This window comes from Streptomyces sp. NPDC047072, assembly GCF_040643855.1.
Classification (GTDB): Bacteria; Actinomycetota; Actinomycetes; order Streptomycetales; family Streptomycetaceae; genus Streptomyces.
The window spans coordinates 86,459-113,333 of record NZ_JBEYVC010000015.1; the positions used below are offsets into that span (position 1 = coordinate 86,459).

At 71.9% G+C, this 26,875-nt stretch carries 23 protein-coding genes and 1 pseudogene; 8 read left to right on the forward strand and 16 right to left on the reverse strand.

Translation table 11 applies throughout. From position 1 onward, the window contains the following. Nucleotides 1-155 precede the first annotated feature (155 nt). From ABZ896_RS09695 to ABZ896_RS09725, 7 genes are all read right to left on the reverse strand, one after another. Entirely contained in the window at nt 156-935 is a 780-nt protein-coding gene (locus ABZ896_RS09695; RefSeq protein ID WP_360924632.1) for an ABC transporter ATP-binding protein, read from the reverse strand. Next, nucleotides 928-1,857: an ABC transporter permease gene (locus ABZ896_RS09700; RefSeq protein ID WP_360924635.1), complete on the reverse strand. Its 930-nt coding sequence runs from the start codon at nt 1,855-1,857 to the stop codon at nt 928-930. Before ABZ896_RS09700 ends, ABZ896_RS09695 begins: the two co-directional genes overlap by 8 nt. A 97-nt stretch (nt 1,858-1,954) precedes the next feature. After that, a complete protein-coding gene (locus tag ABZ896_RS09705) occupies nt 1,955-2,839 on the reverse strand; it encodes a glycosyltransferase family 2 protein (RefSeq protein ID WP_360924638.1) in 885 nt (294 codons plus the stop codon). After that, entirely contained in the window at nt 2,836-3,615 is a 780-nt protein-coding gene (locus tag ABZ896_RS09710; RefSeq protein WP_360924641.1) for a CDP-alcohol phosphatidyltransferase family protein, read from the reverse strand. The genes ABZ896_RS09705 and ABZ896_RS09710 overlap by 4 nt, the downstream gene beginning before the upstream one ends. After that, on the reverse strand, nt 3,593-4,654 hold the full coding sequence (locus tag ABZ896_RS09715) for an iron-containing alcohol dehydrogenase family protein (RefSeq protein ID WP_360924644.1): 1,062 nt from the start codon (nt 4,652-4,654) through the stop codon (nt 3,593-3,595). The genes ABZ896_RS09710 and ABZ896_RS09715 overlap by 23 nt, the downstream gene beginning before the upstream one ends. After that, nucleotides 4,642-5,394 carry a phosphocholine cytidylyltransferase family protein gene (locus ABZ896_RS09720; RefSeq protein ID WP_360924647.1) on the reverse strand — a complete coding sequence of 251 codons (753 nt, stop codon included), beginning with the start codon at nt 5,392-5,394 and terminating at the stop codon, nt 4,642-4,644. The genes ABZ896_RS09715 and ABZ896_RS09720 overlap by 13 nt, the downstream gene beginning before the upstream one ends. Further along, nucleotides 5,391-7,175 (reverse strand): DUF5941 domain-containing protein, encoded by a 1,785-nt coding sequence (locus ABZ896_RS09725; protein WP_360924650.1) that lies wholly within the window; start codon nt 7,173-7,175, stop codon nt 5,391-5,393. The genes ABZ896_RS09720 and ABZ896_RS09725 overlap by 4 nt, the downstream gene beginning before the upstream one ends. 277 nt (nt 7,176-7,452) lie before the next feature. Here ABZ896_RS09725 and galE point away from each other — a divergent pair, with 277 nt between their 5' ends. From galE to idi, 3 genes are all read left to right on the forward strand, one after another. Continuing rightward, complete coding sequence (gene galE / locus ABZ896_RS09730; RefSeq protein ID WP_360924653.1) at nt 7,453-8,424, forward strand: UDP-glucose 4-epimerase GalE; 972 nt, start codon at nt 7,453-7,455, stop codon at nt 8,422-8,424. A 132-nt stretch (nt 8,425-8,556) separates the two neighbouring features. Then, a complete protein-coding gene (locus tag ABZ896_RS09735; protein ID WP_360924656.1) occupies nt 8,557-9,498 on the forward strand; it encodes a cation diffusion facilitator family transporter in 942 nt (313 codons plus the stop codon). Nucleotides 9,499-9,700: 202 nt separating this feature from the next. Beyond that, nucleotides 9,701-10,294, forward strand: coding sequence for an isopentenyl-diphosphate Delta-isomerase (gene idi, locus ABZ896_RS09740; protein ID WP_360924659.1), 594 nt, complete (start codon nt 9,701-9,703; stop codon nt 10,292-10,294). Nucleotides 10,295-10,300: 6 nt separating this feature from the next. On the opposite strand, the gene ABZ896_RS09745 is transcribed toward idi, so the two are convergent. Next, on the reverse strand, nt 10,301-10,771 hold the full coding sequence (locus ABZ896_RS09745) for an ATP-binding protein (protein WP_360924662.1): 471 nt from the start codon (nt 10,769-10,771) through the stop codon (nt 10,301-10,303). Nucleotides 10,772-10,897: 126 nt separating this feature from the next. Further along, nucleotides 10,898-11,503 (reverse strand): DUF308 domain-containing protein, encoded by a 606-nt coding sequence (locus tag ABZ896_RS09750; RefSeq protein ID WP_360924665.1) that lies wholly within the window; start codon nt 11,501-11,503, stop codon nt 10,898-10,900. Nucleotides 11,504-11,620: 117 nt separating this feature from the next. Between ABZ896_RS09750 and ABZ896_RS09755 the strand changes: the two genes are divergently transcribed. Further along, a complete protein-coding gene (locus ABZ896_RS09755) occupies nt 11,621-12,376 on the forward strand; it encodes an enoyl-CoA hydratase/isomerase family protein (RefSeq protein ID WP_360924667.1) in 756 nt (251 codons plus the stop codon). On the opposite strand, the gene ABZ896_RS09760 is transcribed toward ABZ896_RS09755, so the two are convergent. Together ABZ896_RS09760 and ABZ896_RS09765 are read right to left on the reverse strand one after the other, a co-directional pair. Then, nucleotides 12,348-12,998, reverse strand: coding sequence for a DJ-1/PfpI family protein (locus ABZ896_RS09760; protein WP_360924670.1), 651 nt, complete (start codon nt 12,996-12,998; stop codon nt 12,348-12,350). The genes ABZ896_RS09755 and ABZ896_RS09760 overlap by 29 nt on opposite strands. Nucleotides 12,999-13,041: 43 nt before the next feature. Next, a complete protein-coding gene (locus tag ABZ896_RS09765) occupies nt 13,042-14,001 on the reverse strand; it encodes a GlxA family transcriptional regulator (protein WP_360924673.1) in 960 nt (319 codons plus the stop codon). A 112-nt stretch (nt 14,002-14,113) separates the two neighbouring features. Between ABZ896_RS09765 and ABZ896_RS09770 the strand changes: the two genes are divergently transcribed. The 3 genes from ABZ896_RS09770 (at nt 14,114) to ABZ896_RS09780 (ending at nt 17,711) form a co-directional block, all read left to right on the forward strand. Further along, the gene (locus ABZ896_RS09770) at nt 14,114-14,983 is read left to right on the forward strand and encodes a hypothetical protein (RefSeq protein WP_360924676.1); all 870 of its coding nucleotides are present in this window, start codon (nt 14,114-14,116) and stop codon (nt 14,981-14,983) included. Nucleotides 14,984-15,099: 116 nt separating this feature from the next. After that, entirely contained in the window at nt 15,100-15,231 is a 132-nt protein-coding gene (locus ABZ896_RS09775; RefSeq protein ID WP_252100555.1) for an LPFR motif small protein, read from the forward strand. A gap of 80 nt (nt 15,232-15,311) precedes the next feature. Next, nucleotides 15,312-17,711, forward strand: a complete 2,400-nt coding sequence (locus tag ABZ896_RS09780) for a Tex family protein (RefSeq protein WP_360924679.1) — start codon at nt 15,312-15,314, stop codon at nt 17,709-17,711. A gap of 57 nt (nt 17,712-17,768) precedes the next feature. On the opposite strand, the gene ABZ896_RS09785 is transcribed toward ABZ896_RS09780, so the two are convergent. The 3 genes from ABZ896_RS09785 to ABZ896_RS09795 form a co-directional block, all read right to left on the reverse strand. Then, entirely contained in the window at nt 17,769-19,922 is a 2,154-nt protein-coding gene (locus tag ABZ896_RS09785; RefSeq protein ID WP_360924682.1) for a tetratricopeptide repeat protein, read from the reverse strand. Nucleotides 19,923-20,069: 147 nt separating this feature from the next. After that, a complete protein-coding gene (locus ABZ896_RS09790; protein WP_360924685.1) occupies nt 20,070-21,710 on the reverse strand; it encodes an ABC-F family ATP-binding cassette domain-containing protein in 1,641 nt (546 codons plus the stop codon). A 49-nt stretch (nt 21,711-21,759) separates the two neighbouring features. Further along, nucleotides 21,760-22,782 carry an oxidoreductase gene (locus ABZ896_RS09795; protein ID WP_360924688.1) on the reverse strand — a complete coding sequence of 341 codons (1,023 nt, stop codon included), beginning with the start codon at nt 22,780-22,782 and terminating at the stop codon, nt 21,760-21,762. A 66-nt stretch (nt 22,783-22,848) separates the two neighbouring features. On the opposite strand from ABZ896_RS09795, the gene ABZ896_RS09800 reads away from it, so the two are divergent. Further along, on the forward strand, nt 22,849-23,799 hold the full coding sequence (locus ABZ896_RS09800; RefSeq protein WP_360924691.1) for an FAD-dependent oxidoreductase: 951 nt from the start codon (nt 22,849-22,851) through the stop codon (nt 23,797-23,799). Nucleotides 23,800-23,812: 13 nt separating this feature from the next. Here the strand turns inward: ABZ896_RS09800 and ABZ896_RS09805 are convergent, their stop codons facing one another. After that, the gene (locus tag ABZ896_RS09805; RefSeq protein WP_360924694.1) at nt 23,813-25,513 is read right to left on the reverse strand and encodes a BCCT family transporter; all 1,701 of its coding nucleotides are present in this window, start codon (nt 25,511-25,513) and stop codon (nt 23,813-23,815) included. 88 nt (nt 25,514-25,601) lie between these two features. Next, nucleotides 25,602-26,774 (reverse strand): annotated as a pseudogene (locus ABZ896_RS09810) (M14 family metallocarboxypeptidase); the annotation flags it as partial. Between the last annotated feature and the right edge of the window lie 101 nt (nt 26,775-26,875).

Consider the following 26,875-nt stretch of genomic DNA (forward strand, 5'->3'; position numbering starts at 1 on the left):
GGTGTCCTGCACATCACAACAACACTTCGATTGGCCCCAAGATTCCTACGGGGCGCCGAAGTTGACGTTTCCTTTGCAGACGCGGGGCCCCGCCGGAGCAGTTCCGGCGGGGCCCTGGGAAGCCGGGCGGTCTTTTTCGTCCGGGGCGGGGTGGACTACTTGCCCGTGAACTTCTCGTACTCCTTGATGACCTCGTCGGTCGGGCCGTCCATGCGCAGCTCGCCGCGCTCCAGCCACAGGACGCGGTTGCAGGTGTCACGGATCGACTTGTTGTTGTGGCTGACCAGAAACACCGTGCCGGCCTCCTTGCGGAGTTCCCGGATCCGTTCCTCGGAGCGCTTCTGGAACTTGCGGTCGCCGGTGGCGAGGGCCTCGTCGATCATCAGGACGTCGTGGTCCTTGGCGGCCGCGATGGAAAAGCGCAGACGGGCCGCCATGCCGGAGGAATAGGTGCGCATCGGAAGGGTGATGAAGTCGCCCTTCTCGTTGATCCCGGAGAAGTCGACGATCTCCTCGTAGCGCTCCTTGATCTGCTCGCGGGACATGCCCATGGCGAGCCCGCCCAATATGACGTTCCGCTCGCCCGTGAGGTCGTTCATCAGGGCCGCGTTCACTCCGAGGAGGGAGGGCTGGCCGTGGGTGTAGACGCGGCCGCTCTCGGCGGGCAGCAGGCCGGCGATGGCACGCAGCAGGGTCGACTTCCCGGAACCGTTGGAGCCGATCAGACCGACCGCCTCGCCCTTGTACGCGGTGAAGGAGACGCCCCGCACGGCGTGCACCTTGCGCACGCCCCGCTCCTCGCCGCGCTTGAGGATCCGGCTCAGGGCGGCGGTCGCGCTGCCCTTGCCGGTCTTCGCGCCGTTGACGCGGTAGACGATGTGCAGGTCGTCGGCGATGACGGTGGGGATCTGCGCGTCCTGGATGTCCTCAGCCACGGCCGTACCTCTCCTCAGCCTTCCAGAAGTAGACGAAGCCGCCGAGCGCGAAGAGCGCGGCCCAGCCGCCGGCGGCCGCCCAGACGTGGTCGGGCAGGTTCTCGGAGCCGTAGTCGTCGAGCAGCGCGAAGCGCATCAGGTCCATGTAGATGGCCGCCGGGTTCCACTGCAGGACGGTGGCCACCCACTGCGGCTTGTCGGCCAGCATGACCGGGATGGAGAACATCACGCCGGAGGCGTACATCCAGGTGCGCATCACGAACGGCATGAGCTGCGCCAGGTCGGGGGTCTTGGCGCCCGCGCGGGCCATGATCAGCGCGAGGCCGGTGTTGAAGAGGAACTGCAGGGCCAGCACCGGCACGATCAGCGCCCAGGACAGGTCCGGGTAGTGGCCGAAGCCGACCGCCACCGCGAACAGCACGACCATGGAGAACAGCAGCTGCTGGAGCTGCTGGAGCGCGAAGGAGACCGGCAGGGAGGCGCGCGGGAAGTGCAGCGCGCGCACCAGGCCGAGGTTGCCGGAAATGGCGCGCACCCCCGCCATGACCGAGCTCTGCGTGAAGGTGAACACGAAGACGCCCGTGACCAGGAACGGGATGTAGACGTCCTTCGACATGCCCCGGCTGGCGTTCAGGATGACGCCGAAGATGAAGAAGTACACCGCCGCGTTGAGCAGCGGGGTGGCCACCTGCCACAGCTGGCCGAGCTTGGCCTGGCTGTACTGGGCGGTCAGCTTCGCCCGCGAGAACGCGAGGATGAAGTGACGCCGGTCCCAGAGCTGGCGGACGTAGTCGACGAGGGAGGGGCGGGCGCCGCTCACGGCGAGCCCGTACTTGGCGGCGAGCTGCGCCGCCGTGAGGCCCTCGTCGGGCGACCTGGGCGCGCTCACCGCGACCGGGCCGTCATGCGTTGTCTCACTCACTGGTGGTTGGCTTTCGTCTTCGAGATGCTTTGCCGGTGCCGGCAGGGCATGAGCAGGGGGCCGCGGTGCGGCCCGGGTGCTCTCGGATACGAGCTTGTCAGATGACCGGGGGCCGGCCCAGTCGAGTCAGCCGCCACACCGTACGCCACTTCATGGGCCGGCGCGGACCGCACGAGGTGCTCCAGCCCTCCCGGAAGCCCCCGAACCAGGCTTTGAGGGCGGGACGCGAGGGACGGCGCAGCAGGGTCAGGAGCAGCCAGACGCCGAGGTAGACCGGCACCAGGGGCGCGGGCAGGTTGCGGCGGGCGAGCCAGACGCGGTTGCGGGCGACCATGCGGTGGTAGACCGCGTGCCGCGAGGGCGCGGTCGTGGGGTGGTACAGCACCATGTCGGCCCGGTAGTCGATCATCCAGCCCGCGTCGAGGGCTCGCCATGCAAGGTCGGTTTCCTCGTGGGCGTAGAAGAATGCGTCCGGCAGGCCGCCGACTTCGGCGAGGACCCGGGTGCGGACGGCGTTGGCGCCGCCGAGGAAGGTGGTGACCCGGGAGGAGCGCATCGGGTCGGAGGCGCGCAGCCGCGGGACGTGACGGCGCTGGGTGACGCCGGTCTCGGGGTCGGCGATGCGGAAGCTGACGATGCCGAGCTCGGGGTCCTCGGCGAACGCCTCCCGGCACAGCTCGGCGGTGTCGTGGTTCGGCAGGAGGCCGTCGTCGTCGAGGAACATCAGGATGTCGACGTCGCGGCCGCCGGCGCCGAAGGCCTCGATGCCGACGTTGCGGCCGCCGGGGATCCCGAGGTTCTCCGGCAGCTCGATGGTGCGGACACCGTCGGGGACGTCCGGGACGGGCGAGCCGTTGCCGACGACGACCACCTCGACTCGGTCGCCGTCCTGCTTGGCGACCGAGTCGAGCAGGGCCCGCAGTTCCTCGGGGCGGTTGCCCATGGTGATGATCACCGCGCCGACCTTCATGCCCGTGCTCACTTCAGCCTGCTGGAGGCCAGGATCGACACGAGGTGCAGGAGGGTCTGGAGGAGCGCGATGCCGGCGAGCACCGCGACACCGAGCCGGGAGAAGAAGAGGTCGCCGCGCGCCTGGTCGGCGATGGCGAGGACCAGGATCAGCAGGGACGCCTCGATGCCGAGGATCAGCCGGTGGAACTTGAGAAGGGCGGCGGCCTTGCGGGCCAGCGCCATGCCGGAGGAGCGCATCTCGGACGCCGACTCCTGGACCGGCGGCTTGCCCGTCTGGTGGCGGGCGACGCCCACCAGGTCGGTCTCGGCCTTGATGAGGATCGCGCCGAGCGCGGCGAGCGTGCCGAGGAAGGCCCACAGCCAGTCGATACGGCCGCTGCCGAACAGGTCGGCGGCGCGCAGCCCGAAGCCGACGAGCACGGCGGCGTCGGTGAGGTAGGCGCCGACGCGGTCCAGGTAGACGCCGTTGAGGGAGTACTGCTTCTTCCAGCGCGCGATCTCGCCGTCGACGCAGTCCAGCAGCAGGTACATCTGGACGCAGACGACACCGAGGACGGCCCCCGGGATCCCCGGCACGAGGAGTGCCGGGGCCGCGAGGACACCGAAGACGGTCATCAGATACGTGAGCTGGTTGGGCGTGACCCTGGTGTTCACCAGGTAGCGGTCCACCCGCAGGGACACCTCACGCATGTAGAGGCGTCCCATCCAGTGCTCACCGCTGCGCCGGTCCTTGACCCCTGCGGGGTGCACGACCGGGCGGAGTTCAGCTACCGATGGCCTTGACATAGTCGGCGTAGATGTCCTTGATCTGGTCGGTCTTGAGGTCGAGGTGTTCGAGGATCGTGTAACGGCCGGGGCGGGTCTGCGGCGCGTACTCCACGGCGCGGACGAACTCCGCCGTGGTGAAGCCGATCTCCTCCGGCAGCACCGGCAGTCCGTGCCGGCGCAGTACTTCGGTCATGTACCCGGCCTCCTCGTGCGCTCCGCGCAGGTACATCGCGAAGGCGGCACCGAGCCCGCACTGCTCGCCGTGGGCGGCGGCGCGCTTGGGGTAGAGGAGGTCGAAGGCGTGGTTGATCTCGTGGCAGGCGCCGGAGGACGGGCGGGAGTCGCCCGACACCGACATGGCGATACCGGTCAGGACCAGCGCCTCGGCGAGGACCTGGAGGAAGCCGTCGTCGCCGACGCCGCCCGGGTGCCGGAGCACCGCCTCGCCGGCCTGCCGGGCCATGGCGGCGGCGAGACCGTCGATCTTCTCGCCCTTGATCCGGTTGGCCAGCTCCCAGTCCGCGACCGCGGAGATGTTGGAGATGGCGTCGCCGATGCCGGAGCGCACGAAGCGGACGGGCGCCTCTCGGATGACGTTGAGGTCGATGACCACCGCGATCGGGTTCGGCACGCCGTACGAGCCGCGGCCCGCGTCGTTGTCGAGGGTGGCGACCGGGGAGCACAGGCCGTCGTGGGCGAGGTTGGTGGCGACGGCGACCAGCGGGAGTCCGACCCGGGCCGCCGCGAACTTCGCGCAGTCGATGATCTTCCCGCCGCCGAGTCCCACGACGGCGTCGAAGTGGCCGGCCTTTATGTCGCTCGCCAGCCGCACCGCGTCGTCGATGGTGCCGCCGCCGACCTCGTACCAGGTGGCCCCGGGCAGGGTCGGCTCCAGCCGCCGCCGCAGCCGCGCCCCGGAGCCGCCGCTTACGGCGATGGCGAGCTTGCCGGAGTGCGAGATCCGTTCGTCGGCGAGGACGCAGGCCAGGTCGTCGAGGGCACCCGGGCGGATGTCCACGACCACCGGCGAGGGAATCAGCCGGGTCAGTACTGGCACGCGATCTCCCGTCCGCGGGCGAGATCGTCGTGGTTGTCGATCTCCACCCACTTGACGTCGCCGATCGGCGCCACGTCGATCCGGAAGCCGCGGTTCACGAGCTCCTGGTAGCCGTGCTCGTAGAACTGCTGCGGGTCGGTCTCCCAGACCGTCTTCAGGGCGTCGGCCAGCTCGGGGGCGGCGTCGCCCTCGATGAGCGTCACGCCGATGTACTCGCCGGTCGCCTCGGCCGGGTCCATCAGCTTGGTGATCTTCGTCATGCCCTTCTCGGGGTCGACGACGACCTTCATCTCCTCGTCGGCCAGCGACTTCACCATGTCCAGCGCGAGGATGATCCGCTTGCCCTCACCACGGGCGGCGAGCAGTGTCTTCTCGACGGAGACCGGGTGGACGGTGTCGCCGTTGGCGAGGATCACGCCGTCCTTGAGGGCGTCCCGGCCGCACCACAGGGAGTAGGCGTTGTTCCACTCCTCGGCCTTGTCGTTGTCGATGAGGGTGAGCTTGAGGCCGTACTTCGCCTCCAGCGCCGCCTTGCGCTCGTAGACGGCCTCCTTGCGGTAGCCGACGATGATGCCGACCTCGGTCAGCCCGATCTCGGCGAAGTTGGCGAGAGTGAGGTCGAGAACCGTCGGTTCGCCCTCTATGCCCGCGGGGCCCACCGGCACCAGAGCCTTGGGAAGGCTGTCGGTGTAGGGGCGCAGACGCCGCCCGGCGCCCGCCGCCAGCACGAGGCCGATCATGCGGTTTCTCCTTCGTCGTGTACGGCGGGTGCCCCTGCGGACACCCAGAAGCGGATGCTCTCGACGAGCACCAGCAGGGCCACGGCCACGGCGAGCACCGTCAGCGCGACCTTGAACTGCGAGGCGGTGAGCGCGGCGGCCAGGACGGTGACGAGCAGGGTCCGTCCTTCATGCCCCCCGACGGCGCGCACCAGCCAGGCCGGGGGCGCTCCGGCGTTGCCGCGGATGCGGTACACCGTGTCGTAGTGATGGTAGGCGACGGCCCCCACCAGCCCGAAAGCCGCAGGAAGGGCTCCGTTCACGTCGGCTTTGGCCGCGAGGATCAGGACGGTGCCGTATTCGGCGGCGCGGAAGAGCGGGGGGACGAGCCAGTCGAGGGCGCCCTTGAGGGGGCGGGACAGGGCCAGGCCGGCGGCGAGCACGTAGACGACGGCGCCAGCGGGGGCCGAGGTGACGCCCAGGAAGACGGTTACGGCGAGGGTTGCCGTGCCCAGGAGCGCGACCAGCAGCGGGGCACCGGTCCGGGCGGGCTTCACGCGGGCGACAAAGGAGGCGAGCGGCCCGTTGTCCGCCAGATCCGCCAGCGCCGTCGCCGCCCGGTCCGTCCGCCGCGCCTTGCGGGTCAGCGAGCGCAGCACCCGGCCCGCCGTCGTGTACGTCGCCGCGAAGGCGCAGCCGACGAGAAGGACGTAGAAGGTGATCCGGGGGGTGGTGACGGCGGTGAGGATCGCGATCATCGCCCAGCGCTCGCCGATCGGGAGGACGATCATCCGGCGGACCCAGACCGTCCAGCCGACGCTGTCGAGCTTGTCGGAGAGGGCGGCCGTGGGGCTGGTGTTGGCGGTCGCGTCGTGGTTCGCCTCGTTGAAGGAGAAGTCGACGACGTGCCGGCAGGTCTGGAGGATCATCGCGCCGAGCGCGAGGGCCCATACGTCGTCGCCGCCCCGGGCCGCTCCGAGGGCGAGGCCCGCGTAGTAGGCGTACTCCTTGGCGCGGTCGAAGGTGGCGTCGAGCCAGGCGCCGAGCGTGGAGTACTGCAGGGAGTAGCGGGCGAGCTGGCCGTCGGTGCAGTCCAGGACGAAGGACGCGATGAGCAGGACACCGGCCGCGACGAAGCCGCCGCGCGTGCCGGTCGCCGCGCAGGCCGCCGCGATCAGGGCAGTGAGCAGGGAGGCGGTGGTGACCTGGTTGGGGGTGAGGCCCCGGCGGGCGCACCAGCGGGCGAGGTAGCGGGAGTACGGGCTGATGCAGAACGTGGTGAAGAAGCCGTCGCGGGACTTCACGGCCGACTTCAGGCGTACGGCCTCGTCGTCGACGTTGGCGACGGCCTGCCGTGCCTCGTTGCGGGCCTGCGGGTCGGCGGGGACGGCGGCGACCAGGCTGCCGAGCTCGGGGCGGTGCACGCCGGCGCCGTCCGCGTCGAGGGCGGTGACCAGGCGGTCGGGCAGACTGTCCACGGCCACGGCCGTACCGCCGCCCGCGGAGTTCTCGCGGGCCAGGGCGCGGGTGACGGTGGTGCGGGCCTCGGGCTGCGCGGTGACGGCGCCGGGGAGCGCGGCGAGCGGGAAGCGGGGGTCGGTGAGGCCGAGCCTGAGGGCGTGCACGTGGCCGACGAAGCGGGCGTCGACCAGGGCGACCCGCTGGTCGCGGGGTGCCTCGGCGACCAGGCGCTCGGCGTCCGCGGCGTCGGCGGCGACCCGTACGTCGAAGCCGAGGGAGCGCAGATCACCCTCGATCGACGAACCGGGGACCGGCTGACCGGTGAGGATGGCGGTCGACAACCGAACTCACTCCCTGGGTGCCGACGCGCGGGCGCCGGTCATGTGCACGGTGGGGGCGCCCCTTGGTCGGACCAGGCGGGCGGCATGTCGGCAGAGGCTATCGGATGCCAAGAAGGCGACGTTCACCGCCCGTTCACGGGACGATCAGCGCCGTCTCCCCCGGCCTTTGCCGCGATCATCATCGGTGATCGGGGCCTCCGCCGACAAACCGCGCCCCCCAGAGCGGACATCCGGGACATCGCGTCGGCTCCGGGAGGTCGGCATAGGGTGGGCGACCATGACGTGGCTGATCACCGGCGGTGCCGGGTACATCGGAGCACATGTGGCGCGGGCCATGACGGACGCCGGGGAGCGGCTGCTGGTCCTGGACGACCTCTCGGCCGGCGTCCCCGCCCGGCTGCCCTCCGAGGTACCGCTCGTGCGGGGCTCCTCTCTGGACGGCGCCCTGCTCAAGCGGCTGCTGGCCGAGCAGGCGGTGACCGGTGTGGTGCATCTCGCGGCGCGCAAGCAGGTGGCCGAGTCGGTGGCGCAGCCGGTGCGCTACTACCAGGAGAACGTCGGCGGCCTCGCCACCCTCCTGGAGGCGGTCGCCGAGGCCGGGGTGCGGCGCTTCGTCTTCTCCTCGTCGGCGGCCGTCTACGGCAACCCGGAGGCGGGGCTGATCACCGAGGAGACGCCGTGCGCCCCGGTGAACCCGTACGGCGAGACGAAGCTCGCCGGGGAGTGGCTGGTCAGGGCGGCCGGGCAGGCGCACGGGATCTCCACCGTCTGTCTGCGGTATTTCAACGTCGCCGGGGCGGCCGCGCCGGAGCTGGCGGACACCGGGGTCTTCAACATCGTCCCGATGGTCTTCGACCGGCTCACCCGGGACGAGGCCCCGCGGATCTTCGGCGACGACTATCCGACGCCGGACGGCACGTGTATCCGCGACTACATCCATGTGTGCGATCTCGCCGAGGCGCACCTCGCGGCCGCCCGGCGCCTGACCGAGGGCGGCATCCGGGGCGACCTGACGGTCAACGTCGGTCGCGGCGAGGGGGTCTCCGTGCGCGAGATGATCCGGGTGATCGGCGAGGTGAGCGGGGACCGTCGGCCGCCGCTCGTGGAGGCCCGGCGGCCGGGTGACGCGCCGGTCTCGGTGGCCTCGGCCGCGCGGGCCGCCGAGACGCTCGGCTGGAGCGCCACGCGCGGAGTGCGGGAGATGGTCGAGTCGGCCTGGGAGGGCTGGCTGCGCCATCACGGGCAGTAACTGAGGCTGCCCTGACCTGCGCATTGTTTTCGCAGGTCAGGGCACATGACAACGGTGTTCAGTGCCGCGTTGCCGGATACCCCCTCCCCGTAGTTCACTGTGATCCCGGACGCGACACAGGAGGCGGCTGCCATGGGGGCTGGGCACGATCACGGACACGCGCACTCGCACGCGCCCGAGGGCGGTACGGCGACCGCGGCCTTCCGCGGCAGGCTGCGGGTGGCGCTGTCGATCACGCTCGCCGTCATGGTGATCGAGATCGTCGGCGGCATCCTCGCGGACTCCCTCGCCCTGGTCGCGGACGCGGCCCACATGGCGACGGACGCGCTGGGCCTGGGCATGGCCCTGCTGGCGATCCACTTCGCGAACCGCCCGGCGAGCGGCAGCCGCACCTTCGGCTACGCCCGCGCCGAGATCCTCGCCGCGCTCGCCAACTGCCTGCTGCTGCTCGGGGTCGGCGGCTACGTCCTGTACGAGGCGATCCAGCGGTTCATCACCCCGGCCGGCACCGAGGGCGGGCTGACGATCGTGTTCGGCGCGATCGGCCTGGTCGCGAACATGATCTCGCTGTCGCTGCTGGTGCGCGGGCAGCAGGAGAGCCTTAACGTGCGCGGGGCCTTCCTGGAGGTGGCGGCGGACGCGCTGGGCTCGGTCGCCGTGATCATCTCGGCCGTGGTGATCCTGGCCACCGGCTGGCAGGCCGCGGACCCGATCGCCTCGCTCGTCATCGGCCTGATGATCGTGCCCCGCACCGTCAAGCTGCTGCGCGAGACCCTCGACGTCCTGCTGGAGGCGGCCCCCAAGAACGTCGACATGGGCGACGTGCGGACGCACATCCTCGCCCTGGACGGCGTCGAGGACGTCCACGACCTGCACGCCTGGACGATCACCTCGGGCCTTCCGGTGCTCTCGGCGCACGTGGTGGTGCGCTCCGACGTCCTGAGCGCGATCGGCCACGAGAAGATGCTGCACGAACTCCAGGGCTGCCTCGGCGACCACTTCGACGTCGAGCACTGCACCTTCCAGCTGGAGCCGGTCGGGCACGCGGAGCACGAGGCGGGGCTCTGCCACTGACCCCGCCCAGAAGACCCCGCCCGGACAGGTGCACGAAAAGCCGGGTTCTGCCGGAATGCACCGATCCGGCCCGCCCCTGCGTCCTCCACCCCACAACCGCGTCCGGCGGTTCCGTGTCCGCCGCGCTGGGCACGATCACCTGCCGGGAGTGCCGGATTCGTACGGCACACTTGGGGCGCGAAGACCGACGCGAAGGATGGGTATGCCGATCACACCTGCCACCACGACGCAGATCCCGTCGAACGGTGCCACGGAAGCGATCCTGCTGGAACTGGTCGACGAGAACGGCGTGACGATCGGCACCGAGGAGAAACTCGCCGCCCATCAGCCACCGGGCCGGCTGCACCGGGCCTTCTCGGTGTTCCTCTTCGACGAGCGGGGCCGGCTGCTCCTGCAGCAGCGGGCGCTCGGCAAGTACCACTCCCCCGGGGTCTGGTCCAACACCTGCTGCGGCCACCCCTACCCCGGCGAGTCGCCGTTCGCGGCGGCCGCCCGGCGGACGTACGAGGAGCTGGGGGTCTCCCCGACCCTGCTCGCCGAGGCGGGCACGGTCCGCTACAACCACCCGGACCCGGACTCCGGGCTGGTCGAGCAGGAGTACAACCACCTCTTCGTCGGCCTGGTGCAGTCGGCCCTGCGGCCGGACCCGGAGGAGGTCGGCGCGACGGCGTTCGTGACCCCGGACGAGCTGACGGAGCGGCACCTCAAGGACACCTTCTCGGCCTGGTTCATGACCGTCCTCGACGCGGCGCGCCCGGCGGTCCGGGAGCTGACGGGACCGGCCGCGGGCTGGTGACCTGAGTCAGAGCGGCCGTACGGCCTCCAGCGGCAGGGCGGCCCAGATCACCTTCCCGCCGCTGGAGGTGTGCTCGACGTCGCAGGTCCCGCCCGCCTCCCGGGTCACCTCGCGTACCAGCAGCAGTCCCCGGCCGCCGGTCGGGCTGTGGGGGTGGTCCAGGGCGGTCGGGCGGTAGGGGTGGTTGTCCTCGACGGACACCCGCACCCACTCCGCGCCGACGGCGACCTCCACGGCGAGCATCGGCGACAGCAGTGCCGCATGCCGTACGGCGTTCGTGACCAGCTCGGAGACGATCAGCAGGAGCCCCTGGACGAGGTCGTCCGAGACCGGCACCCCCTGGCGGTACAGCAGGTCCCGCACGGCGTGCCGGGCCTGCGGGACCGAGGCCTCGACGGCGGGAGCGGTGAACCGCCACACGCCCTCGTAGGGCAGCGGCTCCGGTGTCACCGGGGACCCGCGCCCGTGGTTCTCCATCGTTCGGTCGCCACCCTCACGCTCGATTGTCACCACACGTCGAGTGTTGGTAACGGGTCGCTCCGCTCCGGTTGCCTGAACAGAAGTCAGCGGATATCGAGCGCTTGTGACCAGCGACTTCCCGAACTATTCGGGTGGTGCCGTTTTGGTGGCGCTTTCTTGCTGTCCGGCGACCATTCCGATGATCCGACGCCCGCCGAAGCCGGTGGCCATCAGGCCCAGGCCGTCGAAGAGCAGCGCCAGCGAGAAGAAGCAGCCGATCACGTACTTGCTGCTGCTCGGCCAGGACGCCAGTACGAGGATGCCCAGCAGCAGGCCGAAGGCGCCCTGGACGAGCGTCCAGCCGAACTGGGGGCCGCGCACCACCAGGCTCCCGGCCAGCCGGAACACCCCGCCGGTCAGGAACAGCAGCGCCGCGAACATGGTCAGCGCCGCGGCCGCCGCCTCGGGGCGTCCGATCACGACGACCCCGGCCGCGAGGTTCAGGGCGGCGACCACGACGCCGAGCCAGAAGAAGTTGGAGTCGCGGGCCTGCACGGCGTGCGCCAGGCCGACGAGCCCGCCGATCAGCAGCAGCCAGCCGAACAGGAGCATCGAGGTGAGCGTGGCGACGCCGGTGTACACGAGCCCGACGAGCCCGGCCAGGACCAGGACGACGCCGAGCGCGGCCAGCACGCCGAAGCCCCGCTGCAGTTTCGCCGCCTCGCGGTGCGGCTTGGTGGACCGGGCCATCAGGACCTCCTCCGGGTCGGCCAGTCCCCCCTCTCCCTACGTCTTGTCCCCACGACCTGGCACGTCGTAACACCCCGCCCCGGCCGGAAGGCGCAGGCGGCGGCTAGCATCCGGCCCATGGAGCCCCAGCTGCTGCACACCGTCACCGACTCGGTCGCCACCGTGGTGATCCGCCATCCGGCCAAGCGCAACGCCATGACGGCCGCGATGTGGCGGGCGCTGCCGCCGCTGCTGGCGACATGGGCCGCAGACCCTGGCGTACGGGTTCTCGTACTGACCGGGGAGGGCGGGACCTTCTGCGCCGGTGCCGACATCTCGACGCTCCAGGGGTCGCCGGAGGAGGCGCAGGGGCTCGCGGTGGCCGCCGAGGAGGCCCTCGCGGCGTTCCCGAAGCCGACGCTGGCGGCCGTCCGGGGGCACTGCGTCGGCGGTGGCTCGCAGCTGGCGGCCGCCTGCGATCTGCGGTTCGCCGAGGAGGACGCGCTGTTCGGCATCACCCCGGCGAAGCTCGGGATCGTCTACCCGGCCTCCTCCACGCGGCGGTTGACCTCGCTGGTCGGTCCGGCCACCGCCAAGTACCTGCTCTTCTCGGGCGAGTTGATCGACGCCGGGCGGGCGCTGCGCACGGGCCTGGTCGACGAGGTGCTGCCGGAGGGCGAACTCGGCAAGCGGGTCGCCGAGTTCACCCGGATCCTCGCCGCGCGCTCGCAGCTGACGCAGGCCGCGGCGAAGGAGTACGCCGACGGGCGCACCGACCGCGAGCCCTACTGGCGCGAGCAGATGCGCGCGAGCGGCGACACGGCCGAGGGCGTCGCCGCGTTCCTGGAGCGCCGCCGGCCGCACTTCACGTGGTCGGTTCCTGGCCCAGGATGAACCGGCTCATCGACCGGATCAGTTCGACGACGTCCGCGGGCGCCTTCTCGGGGGACCCGGCGTCGTAGGGCGGCTGCGGGTCGTACTCGATGCCCAGTTGTACGGCCTGGGCGACGAAGTCGCCCGAGAGGCGGCCGAGCAGGGCGAGCCCCATGTCGATGCCGGAGGAGACACCGGCCGCGGTGACGTACTTGCCGTCGACCACCACCCGCTCCCCCGTCGGCTCCACGCCGAACCTCTTCAGCTCGTCGAGGGCCAGCCAATGGGAGGTCGCCCGGCGCCCCTCCAGGAGCCCCGCGGCGGCGAGCAGCAGGGAGCCGGTGCACACGGACGTCGTCCAGGTGCTGGTGGCGTCGGCGGCGCGGATCCAGTCGAGGAGCGCCCCATTGGTCATCTGCGGGGTCTGGCCGGGGCCGCCCGGCACGACCACGACGTCCGGGCTCGGCACCTCGGCGAAGGTCCTGTCGGCGACGAGGGCGAGGCTGCCGCTGTCGGTACGCACGGGGCCGGTCTCCTCCGCCACGAAGACGACCTCGGAGTCCGGTAGCCGGCCGAGGGTCTCGTACGGCCCGACCGCGTCGAGGGCGGTGAAACGGTCGTAGAGGACGATCGCGAACTGCATGGTTCCCCCTTGGGTCTGCTTCTGGCGGTTCGGTTACGGGTGTTCAGTGGGCCGGTGTCGGCCGGAACCGGCGCCGGTACTCGGCCGGGGCCGCGCCGAGGGTCCTGACGAAGGCGCGGCGCATGGCCTCCGGGGTGCCGTAGCCGCAGGCCCTGGAGATCTCCTCGACGCCGTCGGCGGTGTCCTCCAGGAGGCGGCGGGCGTGCTCCAGGCGGACCCGGTCGACGTACCGGCCCGGTGTCATGCCCGTCTCGGTCTGGAAGGCGCGGGCGAAGTGGCGGGGCGAGAGGCTGGCGCGGGCGGCCAGCGTCTCCACCGAGAGGTCGTCGGCCGGATGCTCCGTGATCCACTGCTGGACCTCGCGCAACGGCTCGCGCTGGGCCGTCTGCGCGGCGAGCTGGGCGCTGAACTGGGCCTGGTTGCCCGGCCTGCGCAGGAAGACGACCAGGTGGCGGGCGATCGACAGGGCGACCTCGCGCCCGGCGTCCTCCTCGACCAGTGCGAGGGCGAGGTCGATGCCGGAGGTGACGCCGGCGGAGGTGGCCAGCCTGCCGTCGCGGACGTAGATGGGGTCCGGGTCGACCTCGACGGCCGGATGCTCGCGGGCGAGCTTGTCGCAGACCGACCAGTGGCTGGTCACCCGGCGGCCGTCCAGCAGGCCCGCCTCGGCCAGCAGGAGCGCGCCGGTGCACACGGAGACCAGGCGCTCGGCGCGCGGTCCGTGCTCGCCCAGCCAGGCGAGGACCCGTGGGTCCGGGCGCCGGGTGCCCGCGCCGCCCGGGACCAGCAGGGTGTGGGCGGGCGGGGCGTCGGCGAGCGCGTGGTCCGGGACCAGGGTGAGGCCGCTGGAGGTGCGCACGGGACGGCCGTCCGGGGAGGCGGTGCGGATGCGGTAGGTGCCCGGGCGGTGCAGTTCGGCGCCGTTGAAGACCTCCACCGGGCCGCTGACGTCAAGACTCTGGACGTCGTCGAAGAGGACGACGAGAACGGTTCGCTGCGCCATGCCCTCGATTCTTCGGGAGCCGCCTCATGGCAGCAATGACGAGGACCCCACCTTTCCTGCCCTGCGCGACGCACCCTCGAATCGGATACCAAGCGGTCGGTAACCTGCCCCCATGACTACTGCAGCCCTGGAGCCGCGCGCCGGCCGCCGCTGTCACCACCGCCTCAACTCCCTGCACTCCGCGCACTACTTCTCCCCCGACCTGGGCACGGAACTGGCCGCGATCGGTGTCACCCATCCGAGGGCCGTCAACTTCGCGGTGCGGTCGGCCGCGCTGGGGGCGGTCGGTCCCGGTGCGGTGGCGGCGGCCTTCTACAACTTCAAGTACGAGCTGGTGGCCGAGCACGTTCCCGCGGTGTGGCGGACCGCGTCGCCCGAGCAGGTACTGGCGGCACGCGTGCGTGCCGTGGACGCGAACCTGACCCGGCTGCTCGGCAAGGAGGCCCTGGCGTCCGACGAGATGGCCGAGGCCGCACGGCTCGCGCTGCGGGCCACCGAGGCGTGCTCGCGCTCCGCGCGCCCCCTGTACGCGGCGCACGCCGACCTGCCGGTGCCCGAGGAACCGCACCTGGCGTTCTGGCACGCGACGACGCTGCTGCGGGAGCACCGCGGCGACGGTCATCTGGCCGTCCTGATGTCCGCCGGGCTCGACGGTCTGGAGGCCGTGGTCACCCACACGGCGACGGGCAAGGGCATGACGCCGTCCTGGGTGTTCACCACGCGCGGGTGGACGCGCGAGGAGTGGGACGCGACCGCCGGACGGCTCCGGGAGCGGGGACTGCTCGGCGCCGACGGCGAGCTGACCGAGCGGGGCGTCGCGCTGCGGGAGGAGATCGAGACAGAGACCGACCGGCTGGACCGGGCCCCCTACGAGCACCTCGGCGCCGAGGACGTGGCACGGCTGACGAAGCTCGGGACGGCGTTCGCACGGACCGCGCTCGCCGCCGGCGCCTTCCCGGCGGACCTGATCGGCAAGGGCTGAGGACCGCCGCGGGGCGCGCCGGGATCCGGCGAAGATTGCCCGGCCGTCCCGGAGGTACCCGTCCCTCTCCCGGTCACCGTGGCCGGGAGGAGGAAAACGAGGAAAGGGAGACGTCCATGTTCCGCGCGATCGCAGACGTACTGCGACAGATCGGTGGCGCCATCGCGACCGTCGTGACGCTGCCCTTCCGGGCGCTGGCCCGGCTCTTCGGCGGCGCTTCGGGCTCGACACGCAGCCGCAGGGCCTGATGCCCGTGCCCTGATCCCCGGATGTCGGTGCCGCCTGCCACAATTGCCGCGCAACCTCAGTGAGAAGGCGGTACGGGATCGTGACGACACCCGGGTCCAGCGGGTCCACCCACCCAGGGTCCATCGAAGGCAGGATCGCCGAGGAGCTCGGCGTACGGGAGCGGCAGGTCAAGGCCGCCGTGGAACTGCTCGACGGCGGTTCCACGGTCCCCTTCATCGCCCGCTACCGCAAGGAAGCGACCGAGATGCTCGACGACGCGCAGTTGCGCACGCTCGAGGAGCGGCTGCGCTATCTGCGGGAGCTGGAGGAGCGGCGGACGGCGATCCTCGACTCGGTGCGCGAGCAGGGCAAGCTCACCGAGGAGCTGGAGGCGCAGATCCGGGGCGCGGAGACCAAGGCGCGCCTGGAGGACATCTACCTCCCGTTCAAGCCGAAGCGGCGCACCAAGGCGCAGATCGCCCGCGAGGCCGGTCTGGAGCCGCTCGCCGAGGGCCTGTTGGGCGATCCGGGCGTCGCCCCGCACGCCGCGGCGAGCGCCTTCGTGGACGCCGACAAGGGCGTGCCCGATCCGCAGGCCGCCCTCGACGGCGCCCGCGCGATCCTCACCGAACGGTTCTCCGAGGACGCCGACCTGATCGGCGAGCTGCGCGAGCGCATGTGGGTGCGCGGGCGGCTCGCCGCCAAGGTGCGCGACGGCAAGGAGGAGGCGGGCGCGAAGTTCGCCGACTACTTCGACTTCGCCGAGCCCTTCACGGACCTGCCCTCGCACCGCATCCTGGCGATGCTGCGCGGCGAGAAGGAGGAGGTCCTGGACCTCGTCCTGGAGCCGGAGGAGCCGTCCGAGCAGCCCGGTCCCTCCTCGTACGAGGGGATCGTCGCCGCGCGGTTCGGGATCGCCGACCGCGGCCGTCCCGGCGACAAGTGGCTGACGGACACGGTCCGTTGGGCCTGGCGGACCCGCATCCTGGTGCACCTCGGCATCGACCTGCGCCTCAGGCTGCGCACGGCCGCCGAGGACGAGGCGGTCAACGTCTTCGCGGCGAACCTCCGGGACCTGCTGCTCGCCGCCCCGGCGGGCACGCGCGCGACGCTCGGCCTCGACCCGGGCTTCCGTACGGGTGTGAAGGTCGCCGTGGTCGACGCGACCGGCAAGGTCGTCGCCACCGACGTCATCTACCCGCACGTCCCGGCCAACAAGTGGGACGAGGCGATCGCCAAGCTGGCGCGGCTGACCAAGCAGCACGCGGTCGAGCTGGTCGCGATCGGCAACGGCACTGCGTCCCGCGAGACCGACAAGCTCGCCGGTGAACTCATCACCAAGCACCCGGAGTTGAAGCTCACGAAGGTGATGGTGTCCGAGGCGGGCGCCTCGGTGTACTCCGCCTCCGCGTTCGCCTCGCAGGAGCTGCCGGACATGGACGTGTCGCTGCGCGGGGCGGTCTCCATCGCCCGCCGGCTCCAGGACCCGCTCGCCGAGCTGGTGAAGATCGACCCGAAGTCGATCGGCGTCGGCCAGTACCAGCACGACCTGTCCGAGGTGAAGCTGTCGCGCTCGCTGGACGCGGTGGTGGAGGACTGTGTGAACGGCGTGGGCGTGGACGTGAACACCGCCTCCGCCCCGCTGCTCTCCCGGGTCTCCGGGATCACCTCGGGTCTCGCGGAGAACATCGTGGCGCACCGCGACGCCAACGGTCCCTTCGGTTCGCGTACGGAGCTGAAGAAGGTGGCCCGGCTGGGTCCCAAGGCGTACGAGCAGTGTGCGGGCTTCCTGCGGATCCGCGGCGGCAGCGACCCGTTGGACTCCTCCAGCGTGCACCCCGAGGCGTACCCGGTGGTGCGGCGCATGGTGAAGACGGCGGGGCAGGAGGTGGCGTCCCTCATCGGCAACACCGGCGTGCTGCGCTCGCTGCGGCCGCAGGACTTCGTGGACGAGACGTTCGGTCTGCCGACGGTCACCGACATCCTCAAGGAGCTGGAGAAGCCGGGGCGCGACCCGCGGCCCGCGTTCAAGACGGCCACCTTCAAGGAGGGCGTCGAGAAGATCGCCGACCTGGTCTCCGGGATGGTGCTGGAGGGGGTCGTGACGAACGTGGCGGCCTTCGGGGCGTTCATCGACGTCGGTGTCCACCAGGACGGGCTGGCGCATGTCTCCGCGCTGTCGAAGACGTTCGTGAAGGACCCCCGTGACGTGGTGAAGCCCGGCGACATCGTCAAGGTGAAGGTGCTCGACGTCGACATCCCGCGCAAGCGGATCTCGCTGACGCTGCGGCTGGACGACGAGGCGGCTCCGCAGGAGGGGCAGCAGGGCGGGGGCGGCGGTGAGCGACGCCAGCGGGGCGGACGGCCGCCGCAGCAGCGTCAGAACCGTGGCGGGGGCGGCGGCGGGGGTGCCCGCAAGACGCAGGCCCCGGCTCCGGCCAACAGCGCGATGGCCGACGCGTTGCGCAAGGCGGGCCTGCTGGACCCGAAGAAGCGCTGACGCGTCCAAGACGTGCCCACGGGGTCTCCTCGGTGGTCGAGGGGTCCCCGGGGCCCGTCAGTGGTGGTGGCCGTAGACCTCCGCCCGGGTACCGGCCCGGGCGCAGGCCTCGTCGGCCACGGCGCGGGCCGCGGCCGCCTCGGTGTGCAGGCCGGCGGACTCCAGGGCCAGGGCGAGGTTGGACCCGGCGAGTCCGGTCGCGTACCAGTTGTCGTACTCCTGGCGGATCCGCAGCGCCTCACGCAGGGCGGTGATCGCCTCCTCCGCCTCGCCCGCCAGGTACAGGGCATAGCCGAGGCTGTTCAGGGAGTCGCCGTAGTAGATCCGGTCGCGCCCGCGGTGCAGGCCGCAGGCCCGGCGGAAGGCGACGGCCGCCTCGGCGTGCCGGCCGGCGGCGTCCAGGGCGAGCCCGAAGTTGTGCTGGGCGCGGCCCTCGTTCCACCGGTCGCCCAGTTCCCGGAACCGGTCACGGGCGCGCAGGTGGGTGGCGCGGGACAGGTCGAGCGCCCCGGACCGGCGCTGCGCGTTGCCCAGGCTGTTCCAGGCCATGCCCTCTCCCGTGGGGTCGCCGATGTGCCGGAAGAGGCGGGTCGCGTGGGTGAGGGGTGCCACCGCCTCGTCGGGGCGTCCGCCGCGGAAGAGCGCGTCGCCGAGGTGGTTGCAGGCGGTGGCCTCGGCGCGCTCGTCGCCGAGATCGCGCGCGAGCGTGCATGCGGTCCGGGCGACGGCGATCCAGTCCGCGAAGAACCGGCGCCAGCGCAGGTATCCGGCGAGGTGCCGCGCGAGGGCGACCCGGTCCTCCCGGTCCTGCTCGTCCGGCCCCTGGACGACGAGGGCCACCAGGTTGGCGCGTTCGCTGTCGAACCAGGCGAGCGCCGCGTCACGGCGGGCGACGGCTGCCGGGGACGGGTCGTGCACCGGGGCGGGCATGTTGCCGTCGCTCGACTCGGCCTGCCGGCGCAGGTGTTCGCGTACCCGCGTCCGGGCCCGGTCGGCGGCCCTCGTGAGCTGCGGGTCGCACACTCCGCCGCCCGAGGCGTGGCTGCGGACGAGGTCGTGGATGCTCCAGCGCTCCCGGGACTCGTCGTCGCCCTGTCCGCGCGTCACTAGATGCGCGCAGGCGAGGTCGTCCAGCAGGTCCAGGGCCGTCGCCCGGGGCAGATCGGTGATCACCGCCGCGGTCTGGGTGTCGTAGTCGGCGCACGGCATCCGGGCCAGCAGGCCGAGGGCCCGGGCACGGTCGTCGGGCAGCCGGCGCAGCGACGCCTCCAGCACGGGGCCGAGCGCGAGCGGTCTGCCGTACTGGTCGACGCCCCGGCTGCGCAGGGTCTCCGTGCGGCGGGTCCCGGAGCGGAGTTCGGCGACGAGGGTGGCGACCCGGCCGCGGGAGCGGCGGTGCCTCAGCAGGGCGGCCGCGATCTGGAGGGCCAGAGGCATGTGACCGCACAGTCCCGTGAGTTCGCCGAGCGACTCGGCCTCCCGGTCCAGCCGGTCGTCCCCGGTGTCCCGCAGCCGCAGCGCCTCGGTGACGAGCGCGGCGGAGTCGCCCGGGCTCAGCGGGCCTAGCGACAGTTCCCGGGCGGGCAGCGAGGGATGGGACTCCCGTGAGGTGAACACGACACGGTGCTCGGCGCTGCCGGGCAGCAGCGGCGGGAGCTGAGCGGCCTCGCAGACGTTGTCGAACAGCAGCAGGACCCGTCTGCCCCGGTCGGCGAGGGTGGCGAGACGGCTGAGGTAGAGGGCGTGCTGGTCGATCTCCTCGGAGGGCAGGTGGGCGCCGCCCACTCCCAGGGCGTACAGCAGCGAGGCGACGGCCTGCGCGGGCGTCACCGGGGTGTCGTCGTAGCCTCCGAGATCCAGGAAGAGGGTCCCGCCGGGGAACCAGCCGTGGTGGCGGGCGAGGTGGGCGGCCTGGAGGGCGAGGGCCGTCTTGCCCATGCCGCCGAGCCCGGTCACGGCCCACAGCGCGGATCGGCCGGCGGCTGCGGTGCCGTCGGGCGGTCGCAGTCCCTCCAGCAGCGCGGCCAGTTCGCGCTCGCGTCCGGTGAACCCGGCGGGGGCGACGGGCAGGGCGGAGAGCACGGTCGGCTCGTAGGGGGCGTGGCCGCACGGGGCGCCGACCGACACCGGACCGTGGAAGTGGCCGCCCCGGAAGTCGACGTGGTCCTGGTACCCGACCGCGTCCGCGGGCCGCTGCTCCCCTGGGTCCACGCGTCCCCCTCCCCCGACCGCCGCACTGCGCGAAGGCGCAAAACGGTAGGGCATCCCCTGGCGCGAAAGGGCCTGATCGGGAGATTCCGGTACGCGGTCGCAGGCGTACGGCGATGGCGGCCGCGCGGCGGTGGGGGCGAGCCGGTGTCAGCGCTCGGTCACCTTGCCGTCCGTCACCTCCAGGCGGCGCGTCACATGAACGGCGTCCAGCATGCGCCGGTCGTGGGTCACCAGGAGGAGCGTGCCCTCGTAGGCGTCCAGGGCCGATTCGAGCTGTTCGATCGCCGGCAGGTCGAGGTGGTTGGTCGGCTCGTCCAGGACCAGGAGGTTGACGCCTCTGCCCTGGAGGAGGGCGAGCGCCGCCCTGGTCCGCTCTCCCGGTGACAGCGTCGCCGCCGGGCGCAGGACGTGGTCGGACTTGAGGCCGAACTTGGCCAGGAGGGTGCGGACCTCGACCGGTTCGGTGTCGGGGACGGCCGCGCAGAAGGCGTCCAGGAGGGACTCGTCGCCGAGGAAGAGGCCCCGGGCCTGGTCGACCTCGCCGAGCAGGACACCCGAGCCGAGGGACGCCTGGCCGGAGGTGAGCGGGACCCGGCCCAGCAGGGCGCCGAGGAGGGTCGACTTGCCCGCGCCGTTGGCGCCGGTGACGGCCACCCGGTCCGCCCAGTCGATCTGCAGGGTGACCGGGCCGAGGACGAAGTCGCCCTGACGTACCTCGGCGTCCCGGAGTGTCGCGACCACGGCGCCCGAGCGCGGGGCCGACGCGATCTCCATCCGCAGCTCCCACTCCTTGCGCGGCTCCTCGACGACATCGAGGCGCTCGATCATGCGCTGGGTCTGGCGGGCCTTCGCGGCCTGCTTCTCGCTGGCCTCGGAGCGGAACTTGCGGCCGATCTTGTCGTTGTCGTTGCCCGCCTTGCGGCGCGCGTTCTTCACGCCCTTGTCCATCCAGGACCGCTGCGTCTGGGCCCGGTCCTGGAGGGCGGACCTCTTGTCGGCGTACTCCTCGTACTCGTCGCGGGCGTGCCGGCGGGCCACGTCCCGCTCCTCCAGGTAGGCCTCGTAACCGCCGCCGTAGAGGTTGATCTGCCCCTGGGCCAGGTCGAGTTCGAGGACCTTGGTGACCGTGCGGGTGAGGAACTCGCGGTCGTGGCTGACGACGACGGTCCCGGCGCGCAGGCCCTTCACGAACCGCTCCAGGCGCTCCAGGCCGTCCAGGTCGAGGTCGTTGGTGGGCTCGTCGAGGAGGAAGACGTCGTAGCGGGAGAGCAGGAGGGAGGCGAGGCCCGCGCGGGCGGCCTGGCCGCCGGACAGGGAGGTCATCGGCTGGTCCAGGTCGACGGCGAGGCCGAGGGAGTCGGCGACCTCCTCGGCGCGCTCGTCGAGGTCGGCGCCGCCGAGGTTCAGCCAGCGGTCAAGGCTCGTGGCGTACGCGTCGTCCGCGCCCGGTGCCCCGTCGACCAGGGCCTGGGTCGCCTCGTCCATCACCCGCTGGGCCTCGGCGACCCCGGTGCGGCGGGCCAGGAACGCGCGGACGGTCTCGCCGGGGCGGCGCTCCGGTTCCTGCGGGAGGTGGCCGACGGTCGCGGTCGGCGGGGAGAGCCTGAGCTCGCCCTCCTCCGGCGCGAGCAGTCCGGCGAGCATCTTCAGGAGCGTGGACTTGCCCGCTCCGTTGGCCCCGACCAGGCCGATCACGTCCCCGGGCGCGACGACGAGGTCGAGCCCGCCGAACAGGGAGCGGTCGCCGTGGCCGGCGGCGAGGTTCTTGGCGACGAGGGTGGCAGTCATCAGACCGCCGATCCTAATGGCCGTACGACAGGACGGGCCTCCGGGTTTCTCAGCGGGCCATCGCCTCCACCAGCACGCTTCCCGAGGTCCGCGCCACCACGAAGGACTCCCCCCGGACCGCCTTGGCGTCCAGGGCGATGCGGTGGCGGCCCGCCTCCAGGACGCCGTCGAAGACCTCCTGGGCGTGGGTGCGGTAGAGCCGGTCGAGGCGGTACGCGGTGAGGCGCACCCGGCACGGTGAGGTGACCTCGACGCCCGCCTCGCCGTCGGCGGCGACCAGGCGGGTCAGCCGGCGCTGTTCGACCGGGCTGCGGTCCAGGGCGTGCTCTATCTGCGCGACGAGCAGCGGGACGATCGGCGCGAGGCCGTCGACGTAGGCGACCTGGACGCCCGCGCGGTCGAAGGAGGCGCGGACGGCGGCACGTTCCTGCTCGGTGACCGCGCGGCCGAAGGCGACCGCGCCGTAGCCGCGCAGTTCCTCCGCCGGGACCTCGCCGACCTCGCGGGTGATGTCGGCGCCGATGCCGATGGTGCGCAGGGCGGCGGCGAGCTTGGCGAGGACCGCGACCCGCGCTCCGATCAGCAGGACGCGGCGGCGGGGGCCCTCGGCCTCGCTGCCGAGGAGGGAGCCGAGCGCCGCGCGGTACTCGGCGCCGTGGAAGCGGAACGGCCCTATGCCGTGGTAGCCGTTGAGCTCCAGGTCCGCCTCGGGTTCGGTCTGCCAGGCGAAGTCCCGCCAGATGAAGTCGTCGCCGTCCCGCTCGATGACGGCGGTGACGGCCCCGCAGGCGAGGTCCTCGCACTCCGGGCAGCCGTAGATGACGTAACGGCCCTGCGGAAGCGGGGCGTCCGTCTCGCCCAGGAGGCTGCGCACCTGGGCGGTGAAGATGGCGGGCGGCACGTCCGAGGCGAGCGGGGACACCGCGTCGAGGTCGGAGAGCTGGAAGAGCAGCGGGCGGCCCTCGACGACGAAGTCCAGGAAGTCGCGGTGTATCTGGTAGTCACCGTTGGCGAGGACTCCTCCGGCACGCATCGCCGGTGCCAGGGCAAAGGTCGCGTATGCGGCAGACATGCTGTGAGTATTCCCGCCCCGGGACCACTCTGAGCACGGCATGCCTCATTCCGCTAACGTCCCCGCGTGGACAGTGCGCGCGGTGGTGAGGTCGTGGTGGTCGGGGGCGGTGTCGTCGGGTTGACGACGGCCCTGGTGCTCGCGGAGCGGGGATGGCGGGTGCGGGTGTGGTCCCGGGATCCCGTCGAGCGGACCACCTCGTGGGTTGCGGGCGCGCTGTGGTGGCCGTACCGGATCGAACCGGTGGTCTCGGCGCGCGGCTGGGCGCTGCGCTCGCTCGACGTGTACGAGGAGCTGGCGACCCGGCCCGAGGCCACCGGCGTACGCATGGTCGAAGGGGTACTGGGCGAGACGGCCCTGGACGAGGCCGACGCGTGGGCCGCGGCCCGGTTGCCGGGGCTGCGGGTGTCGACCGCCGAGGAGTACTCCGGCTCGGGCGTGTGGGCCAGGCTCCCGCTCATCGACATGTCGACTCATCTCCCTTATCTGCGGGAGCGGTTCCTGGCGGCGGGTGGTGCGATCGAGGAGCGTACGGTGTCCGGCTTCGCGGAAGCCGACGCGCCGGTCGTGGTCAACTGCACGGGGCTCGGCGCGCGGGAGCTGGTGCCGGATCCCTCCGTACGACCGGTGCGCGGGCAGTTGGTCCTCGTGGAGAACCCGGGGATCCACACCTGGCTCACCTCCACCGGCCCCGACGGCGAGATGGCGTACTTCTTCCCGCAGCCGGGGCGGCTCGTGCTGGGCGGCACGGCGGACGACGACGTGTGGTCGACGGAGCCGGATCCGGCGGTGGCGGAGGCGATCGTACGGCGATGCGCGGCGCTGCGGCCCGAGATCGCCGGGGCGCGGGTCCTGGAGCACCGGGTGGGGCTCCGGCCCGCGCGGGACGCCGTACGGCTGGAGCGGGAACCGCTCGCCGACGGGCGGGTGCTGGTGCACAACTACGGGCACGGCGGAGCGGGTGTGACCGTGGCCTGGGGGTGTGCGGAGGAGGCGGCCGGGCTCGCCGCCTCCTGACATCGGTGGGCGGTCAGGCGTGGTCGTGGCCCAGCGGGTCGCCCTCGGTGTCGGTGCCCGGTCCCGGGCCGACCTTGATCTCGAAGTCGCCGTCGTACTCCCGGTGTCCGGTGATCACCGCGAGTTCCACGGCCTCGGAGCCCATCTCGCCGCGCACGATGACCGGGTCCGCGCGCAGGTCACGCATGAGGGCGACGCACATGCCGATCATCACCAGGACGAACGGCGCGGCGGCGAGGATCGTGAGGTTCTGCAGGCCGGTGAGCGCGTCGCCCTGGCCGCTGCCGACCAGCAGCATGATCGCGGCGACCGCTCCGGTCACCACACCCCAGAACACGACGACGAAGCGGCCGGGTTCGAGCGCGCCCTTCTGGGAGAGCGTGCCCATCACGATGGAGGCGGCGTCGGCGCCCGAGACGAAGAAGATGCCGACAAGGATCATCACCAGCAGGCTGGTGGCGGTGGCGATCGGGAACTCCTGGAGGAGACCGAAGAGTTGGCCCTCGGGGGTCTCCTCGCCGGCCAGCGCACCGCCCTCCCTCAGCTTCATCGCCGTACCGCCGAAGATCGCGAACCAGACCAGGCTGACGGTACTGGGCACGAGGATGACGCCGCCGACGAACTGGCGGATGGTGCGGCCGCGGCTGATGCGGGCGATGAACATGCCGACGAAGGGCGTCCAGGAGATCCACCAGGCCCAGTAGAAGACGGTCCAGCTGCCGAGCCAGTCCGCCACTCCCTTGCCGCCGCTGGCCTCGGTGCGGCCGGCCAGCTGGGGCAGGTCGCCGAGGTAGGAGAAGATCGAGGTGGGCAGCAGGTCGAGGACGATGACCGTGGGGCCCGCGACGAACACGAACACCGCTAGGACCAGCGCCAGCACCATGTTGGTGTTGGACAGCCACTGGATGCCGCGCTCGATGCCGGAGACGGCCGAGGCGACGAACGCCAGGGTCAGGACGGCGATGATGGCGACGAGGAGGCCGGTGCTGACGTCGTCCATCCAGTCCAGCTCCCGGAAGCCTGAGCCGATCTGGAGCGCGCCGAGGCCGAGCGAGGCGGCCGAGCCGAAGATGGTGGCGATGATCGCGAGGATGTCGATGACCCGGCCCGCGGTGCCGTTCGCGTGCTTCTCGCCGATCAGCGGGGTGAAGACGGCACTGATGGTCTGGCGGCGGCGCTTGCGGTAGGTGCTGTAGGCGATGGCGAGGCCGACCACCGCGTAGATCGCCCAGGGGTGCAGCGTCCAGTGGAAGAGGGTGGTGGCCATCGCGGTCTCCATGCGTTCGCCGGAGCCCGCGGGGTCGGTGCCCGGGGGAGGGCTCGTGTAGTGCGAGAGCGGCTCGCTGACGCCGTAGAACATCAGGCCGATGCCCATGCCAGCGCTGAACATCATGGCGACCCAGGACACCGTCCTGAACTCGGGTTCCTCGCCCTCGGCGCCGAGGTGGATGCGGCCGTAGCGGCTCATCGCGAGCCACAGGGCGAACACCACGAAGCACGAGGCGGCCAGCATGAAGGCCCAACCGCCGTTGTGGATCAGGCCGTTCAGCAGCGTGGTGGAGACGTCCTCCAGCGAGTCCGTGGCCGCCCAGCCCCAGATCACGAAGGCCACGGTGATGGCCGCGGTGACTCCGAACACCACCGGGTCGGTCTGATGGCCGAGGACGCCCGCGGGCCACCCCCGGCCCCCTCTCTCTTTCAGCTCTTCAGTCATCTGCGGCACCTTCCCCTGGAGCGCTGAATACGCCGGGTTTCACACATTTCCCCAGGACCTACCACAGGTGCCGCAGATCTGAGCCCCTTCAGCAGCCGGTGTCGGGCTGCCCCACCGTGAGGCGGTACGGGGCGCGTTCGTCGAGGAGCAGCGGGACGAGGGCGCGCAGGGGCTGGTTCAACGGGACGTAGGGGCCCTTCGTGCGCACACCGTGCAGGGCGAGTTCGTCCTTCACCTCCGTGTACTGGGCGTCGGTGAGCCGGTAGCCGCAGGGCGGGTCCTGGATCACCTCGGCGGGTTCGGGCGGGTCGTTGTCGGCGCCGCCGAGGTAGACGGGGCCGGTGTCCGTGGGGTGGCGGGCTTCGGTCGTGGCCGCCTCGATCTGTGCGCGCCGGTCGTCGGTGAAGGCGAACAGGCCCTTGAGGGCGGACAGTTGGGAGTTCACTCGGCGCCGGTTGTTGGTCGGCTCGTCCGCTGTTGTGACAGGCTCGACCCTGCTCTCGATCAGCAGCCCGATCGCGTGCTTGACGCCGGACATGTTGCGCAGGATGCGTTCCTGGCCGTCGCCGGCGACCTGCTTGACGGGGTCGCCGGTGACGGGGTCGGTCCAGATGCCGTACGTGCCGGTCGAGTAGCCGTCCTGCTGGGCGGCCGGTCGCACGTAGGCCTGGGACAGGGTCTCGGCCTCGTCGTGGACGGCCCGGTCGGTGTTGAGGTTGCGGGGCCAGAGGTCGAAGAGGTCCTTGTCGTAGTACCGCGGGGTGGCGGTGTACTCATGCAGGTCGTAGATGACATCCGGTTGCCGGTCGCGGAGGACCTTCGCCATGGCACGGGCCTCGGCGGTCCTCAGTGCCAGGTGGTCGCGGTTGATGTCCACGCCGTCGCTGTTGCCCCGGGTGTCGGCGGCCCGGCCGTCGGGGTTCGCGGTCGGGACGACGAGGACCGTGGTGCGGTCGAGGAAGCGCCGGGTCCGGGCGTCCTTCGCGTACGCCAGGTCGCGCACCGTGGTCAGGCACGCCTCGCGGCCGGAGGGCTCGTCGCCGTGCTGGCTGCAGACGAGGAGCACCTTGGTGGGGGCGTGGCGGGCGCCGACCTGGACGAGGTGGAGCGGGCGGCCCTGTTTCGTCGTACCGATGCGGGTGAGGGAGACGGCGGCGCTTGCGCGATCTACCGCTGCGAGGAAGCTCTGCTCCTCGGACTCGGTGGTCCAGCGGGCGCCGTCGGACTCTTCGAAGCCGGTGCGGGGCGGGGCGTTCTGCGCGGGAGCGGCTGCTGGGGTTCTGGGCCGTGGTGTTCGTGCTGCTCCTGGCGGTGCACCCCGGCCGGCAGACCTTCGACACCAAACTGGGTGTCACCACGGAT

Bases quoted from the DNA above. Each gene is read 5' to 3' on its own strand.
- ABZ896_RS09710 (WP_360924641.1), bottom strand. From the start codon at position 3,615: ATGTCAAGGCCATCGGTAGCTGAACTCCGCCCGGTCGTGCACCCCGCA.
- ABZ896_RS09720 (WP_360924647.1), bottom strand. From the start codon at position 5,394: ATGATCGGCCTCGTGCTGGCGGCGGGCGCCGGGCGGCGTCTGCGCCCC.
- galE (WP_360924653.1), top strand. From the start codon at position 7,453: ATGACGTGGCTGATCACCGGCGGTGCCGGGTACATCGGAGCACATGTG.
- ABZ896_RS09735 (WP_360924656.1), top strand. From the start codon at position 8,557: ATGGGGGCTGGGCACGATCACGGACACGCGCACTCGCACGCGCCCGAG.
- idi (WP_360924659.1), top strand. From the start codon at position 9,701: ATGCCGATCACACCTGCCACCACGACGCAGATCCCGTCGAACGGTGCC.
- ABZ896_RS09745 (WP_360924662.1), bottom strand. From the start codon at position 10,771: ATGGAGAACCACGGGCGCGGGTCCCCGGTGACACCGGAGCCGCTGCCC.
- ABZ896_RS09750 (WP_360924665.1), bottom strand. From the start codon at position 11,503: ATGGCCCGGTCCACCAAGCCGCACCGCGAGGCGGCGAAACTGCAGCGG.
- ABZ896_RS09755 (WP_360924667.1), top strand. From the start codon at position 11,621: ATGGAGCCCCAGCTGCTGCACACCGTCACCGACTCGGTCGCCACCGTG.
- ABZ896_RS09760 (WP_360924670.1), bottom strand. From the start codon at position 12,998: ATGCAGTTCGCGATCGTCCTCTACGACCGTTTCACCGCCCTCGACGCG.
- ABZ896_RS09765 (WP_360924673.1), bottom strand. From the start codon at position 14,001: ATGGCGCAGCGAACCGTTCTCGTCGTCCTCTTCGACGACGTCCAGAGT.
- ABZ896_RS09770 (WP_360924676.1), top strand. From the start codon at position 14,114: ATGACTACTGCAGCCCTGGAGCCGCGCGCCGGCCGCCGCTGTCACCAC.
- ABZ896_RS09775 (WP_252100555.1), top strand. From the start codon at position 15,100: ATGTTCCGCGCGATCGCAGACGTACTGCGACAGATCGGTGGCGCCATC.
- ABZ896_RS09790 (WP_360924685.1), bottom strand. From the start codon at position 21,710: ATGACTGCCACCCTCGTCGCCAAGAACCTCGCCGCCGGCCACGGCGAC.
- ABZ896_RS09795 (WP_360924688.1), bottom strand. From the start codon at position 22,782: ATGTCTGCCGCATACGCGACCTTTGCCCTGGCACCGGCGATGCGTGCC.
- ABZ896_RS09805 (WP_360924694.1), bottom strand. From the start codon at position 25,513: ATGACTGAAGAGCTGAAAGAGAGAGGGGGCCGGGGGTGGCCCGCGGGC.